The sequence below is a fragment of the Vibrio sp. 1751 genome (genome assembly GCF_033339895.1).
GTDB lineage: Bacteria > Pseudomonadota > Gammaproteobacteria > Enterobacterales > Vibrionaceae > Vibrio > Vibrio alginolyticus.
This window is the reverse complement of sequence record NZ_JAWOVM010000008.1, coordinates 95,784-106,545: the sequence shown is the minus strand read 5'-3', so window position 1 is coordinate 106,545 and position 10,762 is coordinate 95,784. Positions and strand designations below refer to the sequence as shown.

The window sequence follows — 10,762 nt, the reverse complement described above, 5'->3', positions numbered from 1 at the left end:
CGAGGCATAGTTACAAGACAATCGAAGGTGTAATCACGAAGCATAAAATCACTCTAGGTTAGAAATCAATTTCAGCCTCGCATTCTAAATATTGAAATTTCAATTGCCAGTGTTAATTTCTATCCATCTACGAAAAACTACAAAACACCGTTGATTGCAATACCAACACCAATCCACTGCTGATTATGATCATAGTCGATCAAGCTCTTACCATAACCCGCTGAGTATTGTGCGTACCCCTGAACTTTGCCCCAAATCGGAAATGACACTCCCAGTTCTGCAAAACCCTTATGTGTTTGAAAGTTCTGGCGACCTAAAAAGGTAAACTCGTAACCATTCCACTTGTAAGCACTCGATAGCTCAAAGTGTCCCATATAGTCTTCGATATCCGGGTTATCATCACCTTTGGGATCATTAGGCGATGTCTTTTCATCTTCAGGTATACGCCACCAAGGCTGGATAGAAACCGCAAAATTGTCTTTTGCAAAGGTTACGTTGGCATAGACACGGTTCCAACTGCGCGATAGCTCCTGTCTCTGACCGTTAGACTCATGTTCAATACCAAAACCTAACCAAGTCGAACCATCAAGTGGTTTCCAGTCAGTTGGGGTGTAGTAAAAAAGCTCTGGACGATAATTGGTTTCACGGAATGGACGAGATGCTGCACCCGTATATACCTGCCAAAATGATTTAAGAGTCATTCCAAAAAACAGACCATCGCCATCAAACAACAAGTCATCATAGTTCATTGGTACTTTAAAACTGATTTGGAACTCCGCCTCTTCCTTACGCAGTTCATCGCCGTATTTGGTGTCGGCATACGCGCGTTTATTTACACGATCACTGTATGTAAACGGAAGAATATAGTTAACGCGATGCGCGACCAGACTAAACGGTTCGAACGCGTTTTCTCGTTCTGATTCCAAACGCTTGTCGACCAAACTTTCCTGAAGTTCTTCAGGCTCTTCAATTTCTGGATCAGCGGGCACTGTGCTGGTTACTGTGTCAAGCTCACACTGCGCGCGAATGCTCTTTATGGTTTCTTCACCTTTGCTTTGCTTTATTTTGTCTAGCAAACATAAATCATAAGCACTGGCTGTTTCTCCCATCGCAACTGGCGCTGCCAATAAACTCAGTATTGATATCCCTGCCACTTTTGAAGCCATCTGAAACCCTTAATATTCTTTATGTCAAACCAGATAATTTTAGTTTTTCTTGGTAAACCGCTTGCCATTCTGACGTTAAGGCAATGTTAAATGTCCGCCGACTTTACGTCTTGGATAAATGCAACAGACTTTAGACATATCGGTCAATTATGATCAAAGCGCAAAAAACAACCAAGAGTTGAGCATCATAGATAAAAACCACTCGTTTGCATGATGCTCATTTTATCTATGCAAAATACTGGCTCGTAACTTTGATTGCAAACCCGGCAATGAATAAACCCAAACCATAACCCAAATGCGCCAATGTGCTAAGAAAACGGGCTTTCCAAGGTGTTGGGGTTTTACTCGCAGCAAAACCAAATCCTAGACAAGGTTGAATGACCAAAAATGGGAAGATCAACGTTACCACGCCTGTAATTAAGCTGGGCATTAGACTGGGCTCTACCAACCAATGATGACCAAAAACAGTAACGTGAGCCAAAGCGAAAGTAACGCCGATGGCATAATGCAAAAACCAGCCAAGTGACTTTTCTCCCGGCATCGCCTCTGACGCCATAATTGGCGCATGCATAAGCTTTCCTTGGGGCATGTACAAAACCCAGCGCGCAACCAACGCATAGTTTAATGAAGGAATACCAAACACTCTCCTTTGTAACCATGCCCATAAATCCATTATCAAAGTGGCACCAATCCCTATTAGCACCGCTTGCAATCCCATTAAAAGCAGCATTTTTCTCTCCTCAAGTTTTTGATTTGTTAAGGTCTTAGTTGCATGCTACAACTTAAAGCCAACTTGAAGTCAATGGGGAATAATATGGATATTGCAGAAGTGGTTAGAAAATCAGGATTGCCGACTTCAACGCTCAGGTACTACGAACAGCTGGGGTTAATTCGCTCGATAGGAAGGAATGGATTGAGACGCCAATATTCACCAGAGGTACTCAATACACTCAATTTAATTAGTTTGGGGCGTATCGCTGGAATATCGCTTAACGAAATGGCAGAAATGTTGAATCAATCAGAAGTTTCAAAGCCATATATCGATCGTGACTTACTAACGAAAAAGGCACTTGAGATTGATGAGCAAATAAAACGTTTGAAAGCGGTGCGAGACAGCCTAAACCATGTTGCCACCTGCCCTCATGAGTCACATATGGACTGTTCTTCATTTCAAAGGCTTATGAAGGTCGTAAAGCGTTATGTCCCCCAAAAGCAGAGATGAACCGCTCTCCCTACCTTCCTATTCTTGATTTAAAAGGAAGTAACTCGACATGGAGGGTTACTTCCTCTCATATTACTTAGCTTTCGCTTTTACGTACTTCTTCACTTTTTTCATCGCCATTTTTTGCTTTAACGGTGAGAGGTAATCAATGAACAAGTTACCCGATAGGTGGTCAATTTCGTGCTGCATCACAATCGCCAAGAACTCATCGCTCTCGATTGTAATCGGGTTGCCATCACGGTCTAGTGCAGACACAACAACTGACGTGTAACGCTCTACATCTGCATAGTACTCAGGAACAGAGAGACATCCCTCTTGACCAAGTGCTTTGTTTTCTCCGCTCACCACTTCTGGGTTAACCAAGATTAAAGGATCATTGCGTTCGTCAGAGATATCGATGACAACAACCGCCTCTTTTCTGCCTACTTGGGTTGAAGCTAAACCGATACCATTGCCCGTTGCGTAAAGTGTTTCTAGCATATCGTCTATCAGCGTTTGTACTGTCGATACATCAGTGACTTTTTCTGCTTTTACTTTAAGCCTTGGGTCTGGAATGGAGAGAATTTCGAGGACTGCCATACTTACCTTTCATATCTATAAATCGTAATTCGTGGCGAATTATACACACGTTTCTCGATACATAAACCTGCTAAGCTATCTTGCGCACAAGGCATAAACCATTAACTCAAACGACAACACAATAAATGGGTTTGCCTTTTAGACAAAAAATCCTACAAACAGGAAACTAAAACGCCAGCACATTATGGCTGGCGTCTTGTCATGATCCTAATTGAATCGTTTGTTGTATTTTATCTACTGACTTTCCTTGGCTTTGAGTAATACTCTAATCGCCATTTTCTCACCACTTTTTAAAATTAAGTAGGCGATGCCAATCGTTATTAGCATTATGATAGCAATAAAAATACTTACCCCACCGAGCTCAGATAATAAATAAAACGGAGAAATATCTAACGACATTAAGATAAGAGAGAACACTACCAAACTTGCTAAAGTCCACAGTAAAACAGCATACCATCTTGTTTTTGATGGCATTACATCTCCAGTCTTGTAGCCGAAGTAATAACCAACACTCATGGCTGGGATTAACGTGCTAAGAAAGCCTGTACCACTCATTTCTATCCCAACAATATATTCAATGGCCAACAGCAATGCAGCCCAACAAACGGACGCCAGACACAACAGAGACGTAACAAGAAGTACCGATGGTGGCTGGTTTATTTCTGATTCTGAATAGTTACTTTTTAATTCCACTTTCATTTCCTTCCATTTATTTGAATAAAATAAGCGTTTTAGATCATGCTTCCGCTTGGACAACCTAGAGAAACAACACCGCCATAACTCGTTGTTGGTGTAGCTACCATGACTAAATCAACAGGAAGAAACACAACGTCCGTTGCTAACGACAAAGGAATGTCAATCAATGATAGTGGGTATAACGCGATAGAAGTAATATCAGCTCTTAAATAGCAAGGTTGTCGTGCGACTGATAACGCGGTGCCTGAAAACGGCTTTCCGTATCCGCCACCAGCATGCGCATCTATAGACGAACACCCCACCATTAAAGATGCTGACACCACAAGAAATACAACTTGTAGCTTTTTAAATAGTTTTATTTTCATTTAACCTAGATTCCAACTAACTATTATTTTTACAACTAAACCCTCTCTCAAATTGTATGTTCAATGAATTTACTCATATGGGCCAAGTGCAACCATGTTAATACGTTCTATGTATTAGAAACAATTCATTTATTTCCAATGACACTAGTGAGATCATGCGACGTGATTGGAATCTCACTTAAGTTTTCATGGATCTATCGCGCTGAAAATTGAAGCCTCTACCTGTCATAGAATAAAAAGCAGTCAAAACCAGTGGTTCTGACGGCTTTTTGTAAGCGCCCCGTGGGCATTACCTGCACCATTATTGCTTGAAGCTTATCTAGTGACAGACCTAGATAGCTAATAGTCGCACTTGCTGTCGGAGGATTTTATTGGCTTTTACGCGGACTTTAACCAACACATCACCATCGACCAACCTAAGGTCGAATATTGGTGAATGTCGCGATGGTGACTCCATCACTTTGTGACGACAACGATTTTACGTCTGCGCTAAAGTAATATGGATTAAGTGGCATTTTACTCTCGGCTAGTCGCGCGTAGTAAAGCTTGGCGGGCTGTTTTGCCATTTGTTGCGCGTACAAATACCCAACCAACGCATGTTCAAACTGGTGGTAACCATTTCCCCAATGGAACGCTTTGGTTGATTTAGGGCTTAGACCGACGCCTCCATATTGATGATCCACCCATGCATCCATAAAAGTGGGTAACGTGTATTGAAGCGTTTCTTTCATCGAACCATCAACAAGGGAAACTGTCATTGCCGCTTGATCGAGCTCTGCCCATTCCCAAGACGAGCTATAGTGCTTGTATGGTCTTGATTGCCAAGCAGGAATGCTCTCTTGCGTCCATTTACTCTGCCATTCTGGTGAGAAAAGCGCTTTGACTTGCTCAAAGTTTTGCTGGTATTGCGCTTGCTTAAGCGTGTGTTTCATTCCTTTGAAACCAAACTCTGTCCACTTTGAATTTTCCAACAACTGACCTGTCAGATACGTCATCCAATACGCCTTGATGGTGTGTCCAAAATCATTGTGTTTCGCATCTGGCATCATTACCGCTTTGTGGTGTATCGCGCCATAAAAGCGCTGCTCTTTGTCGGAGTGGTAGTTATCCAGCATCGCTTGCGTCAGCCATTGCAGATCTTGCTTCCACTTAGCTTGCGCTGGCGGTGGTAAAAGTGGCGCCGTTAACAACAGATAGCCATTGATCTGGTCAAGTTGAGCGACTAGCTCTTGCTGCTTCGCACTTTCCCCATCACCGTCTTTCAAAACCCACGCCAGACCGCGATCATCGCTTCGTCGGTATTGTTTAAATATAAACGCTTGCTGGTCGATAAGCGCTTGTTCGACCTTTAGATCTTGCGTTAAGTAGTAGTACATCGCCAAACCCACTAAGGCGTATGCTTGGTCTTGAGAAGTTCGTTGTTGCCACTCCATCCCCGGTTTCCCACTACGCGTAAAGCTCACAAAGCCGCCGTTTTTCTCATCTTGTAGATGATCAATCAGGTAATAAGCCCCTTTCTTTGCCAGCTCTAATGCTTGCTTGTCACCCGTAAGATGAAAAAGCACGCCATAAGCGTAAGTTTGGCGCGATTTCATGCGGGTGTATTCGCGATCGAAGTGCGGGCTAATCCACCCTTTGTTTAATTCTTCACACGGCTTTTGTGGGTCGAGAATGACACCGTTATCACAACGAAAAGTCGGAAAATTCCCCGCAGGTTGCCCATGCGCGCTTTCCATCACCCAATATGGGGCTAGGCCATTCGTCACATGGTTTAACCAATCATCTCCCGAAGGCAGGCCTACATCAGCAAAGCTGCTCATGCTCGTCGTTGCGAGCAATAAGGTAAGATATTTAAAAGACATAACACTCAATTAAGTTATTGAATTTTATCCAGTATAGATAACTCCCTTTACGCATATTGTTGTCGTGCTCACAATCGCCTTACGTATTTGTTTGCATCAATCATCTTTTAGCCTTGTTCGATAACTGAGCCGAGAATAAACGCTACTCTGTCTTCGACTGACATTTTGGGCACTTCGATCAATTGATAACCGAACTTGTGGTATGCATCGACCATCTGTTGATACGTGGCGACCGCTTCAGAAAAATCTTGCTTTCGCTCTTCGTCGTTGCTGAATATCGACGTCCACGGTGGAAAAATGAATACTTGAGAATGATAACGAAGCATCTGGCAATGCGTGATGAACTCATGCGAGATTGGAAATTGTTCCAACTTACTGTAGCCATATACGTCCACAATACTGCGATCAAAAAACACATTCCCTTGGTGGACATTGAAAGCTCGGTAATTGCTCACTTCTGCCTTCATCATTTCGTCTCGAAAAGCTTGTTTGTCATTCCAAGGTAATGCTGAACCGTGATTGGCAACCTGCGTTTGTATTATTTGACGACCGGTTTCTGGCGCGCAGATAAAGCCTTGTGTTTTTAGCTGTTCGATTACCGAAGTTTTCCCTGCACCGGGACCACCAGTGAATACGATGAGTTTATTCAAAATTGTTTCCTTATTTTTTGTTTGAGTGAAGTAATGCGTATACAGCCAAGAAAATGGGCATCGTCTGGCGTTTGAAATTGGAATTTGGCACGCCAGCGTAAAGCGAGATCGGTAGTGGGAAATTTGGGGAATAGAACTGGGCAGTGAAGAGATATACAAAGTAAGAACCGAAACGACGTGTTCATCGGTTATGGAAAACGGAGGAATGCTGGAGTGAAGCAAGCTCGCCCAAAATACTGGGTTGGGAAATGGTGCGATTGGTTCTGCTGGTTAACGCGTCAATTGGATATCTATATCAAGAAAATGGCACCTAAGCCTAGGAACGCAAAGAAACCGACGACATCGGTAACGGTCGTCAATACTACCGAGCCAGCCACGGCGGGGTCAATGTTAAACTTTTTCAACGTGAATGGTATCAACGTACCCGATGCCGCGGCCGCCAAACTATTGAGGAAAATGGCACAGCAAATAATAAGCGCCAATGGCAAAGAGTCAAACACCATGTAAACGACACCCGCGATCACCAATCCCATAATTAAACCATTAATGGTGGCGATTTTTAATTCCTTATTCACCAATAGCTTCAAGTTACTTTGGTGCAAGTGGTTTAGTGCGATACCTCGAATGGCCACCGCTAAGGTTTGGCTACCCGCGATGCCGCCCATGCTCGCCACGACAGGCATTAAAATAGCAAGCGCAACGACTTGCTCGACCACATTATCAAAAATACCAATGATGGCAGAGGCAACAAAAGCGGTAAGCAAGTTAATCACTAGCCAAAGTGCTCTTAGCCTTGTCGCCACGCTTAATGGTGTGAACAAATCTTCTTCGCTTCGTACGTTTTCTGCCACTACAGCTTGTAGGCTGAGTTCGCGCAACGTAATCGCGATGGTCGCCATCGACAAGACGCCCATAATTTTGCCACCAGCCATGATAGGAAACCAATGTGCTCCACCATCAATCGAGACTTGTTTGCTGACACTTTGAATCGTTTGAATATCTTCTAGGATTGGCGTAACTACGGTCAAGTCGGTAAGTTTGATATGATTCTCGTGCAGCAACAAGGTTTGCGGCTCTATCGTACCAATCACACCACTTGCATCACGCACAATAATCAACCGCACTGGACTTTGCCCGCGTTTTAGCAGCTCGGTTTTGATGCCTCCTACGCTGTTTTTAGGGTTTGCGACCAGAAAGTGAGGCTCGGCATAACGTCCAACTTTGTTGTCTTCATACGACAATGCTTGTTGGATATGCGCGACAGACTCTTCACTTTGATCAATAAGGTATTCATCTACAAATTCGGTCGGTAGAAAGTCCGCAAAGATGATCAGTTCTGAATCCGTTATGTACGCCAAGCGTTCATGTTGTAAGTCTTTATTGAGTGATTGATGAATGTGCTTGGCGGTGTCGTATCGGAGCAAATTTAATACCGTCCAATACTTCTCAGGCGGCACTGCTTCTATGACACGCTTACGGTAAGCAATGTTGACCGATTCCAAAATGTTCGCAATCTGTGCTTCTTGATAGTCTTTCAAAAAGCTCAAGTCTTCGGTCGATTCTATCGCTTTAATGATCTCAGCAAGCAAATGTGGCACTTTGCGGTTAATTTGCAATTGGTTGGAATCTATCATTACTTTTACCTATAGCTTTCACTACCACATTCGCCGCATTGACGATATGTGCTATCCGAAGGCATGAATTCTTGATGTTAAAATTCTAGGCGATAGTTGACTTAATTGCGGAATTTATATTTCGCTCGCAGAAACAAAACGCCTCTGCATCAGTTCATGGTATAGACTTGAATGTGTGTCAGGCTCATTCGCCTTGTTTGATAATGGAGTAATCAATGGCACCTGTATTTTTTCTGACTCAGCAGGCCGCCTTACCAAGTCGTAAGGTGCTTCGTAAAGTGATTCAATTTTCGACAGCGCTGGCTCAGCCTATTGTAGTTTTAGTGGAAGACCATCGCCGAAGTGAAGATCACGCATTCGCTCATTTTCTCAGTTTCAACTCTGACCATATAGAAAAAAGACAAGCTGAGTTTGAAGCTTGGACCTTAAAGTTCAACGCATTAATTGTCGAACTTTGTGAAGAAGAAGAGCTTGAAACACCAACGCTCTCTTACGAGCATTTCAAAGGGAGCCATTGGGTTGAGCAAGTTGCGAAACGACTTGTTGACCACACTGACTTACTGCTCGTGGGACACTTTAACAAACACGAGATTCAAACGATGCTCACAGAACTAGCACAACAAGATTGCGACTTGTTGCTACTGAGTGAGCGTTCATGGCCTTCTCACGCCAACATGCTTTGTGCAATCGACCCACTTCATCGAGGGGATGAAAAGTCGATAGTAGATAAAGCCATCGTCTCGCGAGGCTCAAAATTAGAACAAACCTTAAGCGGGAAAATGACGCTCGTTTACTGCCGATACGTCGCGCCATACCTCTCTCGCTATCGTGCAGAGATATTAAGCAACCAAAAAGCAGGCATTACAGATTTTATTAGTGCGCAAAGGTTAACTCGAGTACCACTACTGCTGCCAGAAGGAAACCCTGAAACGGCGTTACCAAAAGCAGTTAAGCAATCACAAGCAGCGATTTTGATTATGGGGGCATGTAAACGAAGCATGTCATCTCAATTTTGGTCTGGCAGCACTGTAGACACGTTACTTGATCAACCACCTTGTGACCTACTGTTGGTCAACAGCTCCAAGGGCTGACTAGGTATTCCCTATTAACCTATCCTTTCAATACCAAGCGCAGTTATTGGCTCTTTACATCTTCTAACTGCGCGGCTTCATGTTCCGCGTTCAAGGCTTGTTTCTGCTGCTGTTTTATCTCATCCCAACTGCGTCCCGATTCAATCGCAGATACACGCTGCTCGTATTTAGTGCAGGCTCTTTCGAGTACTTTCTCAGGATCTATACCCTTTTCTCTTTCCAGCGCTTTTAATACGTTAAGGTAGTTCCACAACACATCGCCTAACTCGTCTTCCAAATGACAAAGGCGATCCTCGCGAATCTCTTCGCGGACTTCATCAACTTCTTTGCCAATGGCCTCCAGATAAGTCTCTACGCCTTTAAACCAAGTATTGGTTTGGTCATATTGAGATTTTCTCGTCGCAATTGCATACAGCTCATCAAATTTCTTCATTGCCTCTCCGTAGAACACGTTTTTATTTATGCCTTTTTAGGACGAATAAACTTCCCTTTAGCCGTCACTCTAACTTCGCTTTCGACCCGCAATTGAGCCACCAGTTGATATATACCGCGTCGTTCACCTTCACAGTGTGCAGTAATCGTGACTCGATCATCTAACTGAATAGGTGCATGGTAGCGCACATCCAACTGCGCCGTAAGGGCTTGAATGTCTCTAGATAACAAACAATGCGTCATTGCACCATCGAGAAGCGAACTGGCAATACCACCATGCAACAGGTCTGTGTAACCTTGATGACGCGGTAAAACGTGAAACTCTCCGACAACAGAGCCATCGGCTAGGTATTGGTAGTTCACGGCCAAAGAGTTCGGATTCACATTAATTGAAGAACAAACCGCACATTGATGATGAGACTCGTGAGTGTAATGACAGTAGCTGTTTGTGGACATGATAGTTACTCGGTTTCTCAAAAGAGTAATTAGCATATGCCAATAATTAAAAAGAAACGGCGAGTAATCTTTGTTTGCATGTTGCAGGGCCAGCAACCTCGCTTTTCATAACACTAAATAATCATTTTAATAATTAACGATAATTTCCAGTTTATTTAGAGTGACGATATGGTTTGCATAGTGATTACGCAACGTTATGAAAAGGCGACTTATGAAGTTTCTCCACACGATGATCCGTGTAGCTGACCTAGACAAATCTATCGAATTTTATACAAAAGTTCTGGGAATGAGTGTTTTGGATCGTTTTGAAAACCAAGAATACCGTTACTCACTGGTGTTTGTTGGTAACCCTGATCAACCAGATGGCGCGACCATCGAGCTAACTTATAACTGGGATACCGACAGTTACGACTTGGGTAACGCATTCGGACACATGGCACTGGGGTCTGAAGATATTTACGCCGCTTGCGAAAAAATTAAAGCGCTTGGTGGCAACGTTACTCGCGAGCCAGGTCCAATGAAAGGCGGAGAAACTCACATCGCGTTCATTAAAGATCCCGATGGTTACCAAATCGAACTCATCCAAACTCAAAAATAACGAGGTTTCCT

The 10,762-nt window shown here is 43.4% G+C and carries 13 protein-coding genes; 3 read left to right on the top strand and 10 right to left on the bottom strand.

Going from position 1 to position 10,762, the window contains the following annotated elements:
- Positions 1-137: 137 nt before the first annotated feature.
- A complete protein-coding gene (locus tag R7041_RS05255) occupies positions 138-1,166 on the bottom strand; it encodes a phospholipase A (RefSeq protein ID WP_258512359.1) in 1,029 nt (342 codons plus the stop codon).
- A gap of 226 nt (positions 1,167-1,392) precedes the next feature.
- Positions 1,393-1,896, bottom strand: coding sequence for a DUF2938 domain-containing protein (locus R7041_RS05250; RefSeq protein WP_005376471.1), 504 nt, complete (start codon positions 1,894-1,896; stop codon positions 1,393-1,395).
- Positions 1,897-1,980: 84 nt separating this feature from the next.
- Between R7041_RS05250 and R7041_RS05245 the strand changes: the two genes are divergently transcribed.
- Positions 1,981-2,388 (top strand): helix-turn-helix domain-containing protein, encoded by a 408-nt coding sequence (locus tag R7041_RS05245; RefSeq protein WP_021707542.1) that lies wholly within the window; start codon positions 1,981-1,983, stop codon positions 2,386-2,388.
- Positions 2,389-2,460: 72 nt separating this feature from the next.
- Here R7041_RS05245 and def read toward each other — a convergent pair whose 3' ends face one another.
- From def to R7041_RS05215, 6 genes are all read right to left on the bottom strand, one after another.
- A complete protein-coding gene (gene def / locus R7041_RS05240) occupies positions 2,461-2,967 on the bottom strand; it encodes a peptide deformylase (protein WP_017635324.1) in 507 nt (168 codons plus the stop codon).
- Positions 2,968-3,201: 234 nt separating this feature from the next.
- Positions 3,202-3,666 carry an ABZJ_00895 family protein gene (locus R7041_RS05235; protein WP_017820978.1) on the bottom strand — a complete coding sequence of 155 codons (465 nt, stop codon included), beginning with the start codon at positions 3,664-3,666 and terminating at the stop codon, positions 3,202-3,204.
- Positions 3,667-3,698: 32 nt separating this feature from the next.
- Entirely contained in the window at positions 3,699-4,028 is a 330-nt protein-coding gene (locus R7041_RS05230; protein ID WP_053349143.1) for a YceK/YidQ family lipoprotein, read from the bottom strand.
- Positions 4,029-4,444: 416 nt separating this feature from the next.
- Positions 4,445-5,890: an N-acylglucosamine 2-epimerase gene (locus R7041_RS05225; RefSeq protein WP_206948994.1), complete on the bottom strand. Its 1,446-nt coding sequence runs from the start codon at positions 5,888-5,890 to the stop codon at positions 4,445-4,447.
- Positions 5,891-5,997: 107 nt separating this feature from the next.
- Entirely contained in the window at positions 5,998-6,540 is a 543-nt protein-coding gene (locus R7041_RS05220) for an AAA family ATPase (RefSeq protein ID WP_064369277.1), read from the bottom strand.
- A gap of 290 nt (positions 6,541-6,830) precedes the next feature.
- Positions 6,831-8,174, bottom strand: a complete 1,344-nt coding sequence (locus tag R7041_RS05215; RefSeq protein ID WP_064369278.1) for a magnesium transporter — start codon at positions 8,172-8,174, stop codon at positions 6,831-6,833.
- A 215-nt stretch (positions 8,175-8,389) separates the two neighbouring features.
- On the opposite strand from R7041_RS05215, the gene R7041_RS05210 reads away from it, so the two are divergent.
- Positions 8,390-9,265, top strand: coding sequence for a universal stress protein (locus R7041_RS05210; RefSeq protein WP_047101465.1), 876 nt, complete (start codon positions 8,390-8,392; stop codon positions 9,263-9,265).
- 43 nt (positions 9,266-9,308) lie between these two features.
- On the opposite strand, the gene R7041_RS05205 is transcribed toward R7041_RS05210, so the two are convergent.
- Both R7041_RS05205 and R7041_RS05200 read right to left on the bottom strand, forming a co-directional pair.
- Positions 9,309-9,698, bottom strand: a complete 390-nt coding sequence (locus R7041_RS05205; protein ID WP_047101463.1) for a MazG nucleotide pyrophosphohydrolase domain-containing protein — start codon at positions 9,696-9,698, stop codon at positions 9,309-9,311.
- 26 nt (positions 9,699-9,724) lie between these two features.
- A complete protein-coding gene (locus R7041_RS05200; RefSeq protein WP_031781242.1) occupies positions 9,725-10,153 on the bottom strand; it encodes a PaaI family thioesterase in 429 nt (142 codons plus the stop codon).
- Positions 10,154-10,364: 211 nt separating this feature from the next.
- Here R7041_RS05200 and gloA point away from each other — a divergent pair, with 211 nt between their 5' ends.
- Entirely contained in the window at positions 10,365-10,751 is a 387-nt protein-coding gene (gene gloA, locus R7041_RS05195) for a lactoylglutathione lyase (RefSeq protein WP_005376490.1), read from the top strand.
- Positions 10,752-10,762 lie beyond the last annotated feature (11 nt).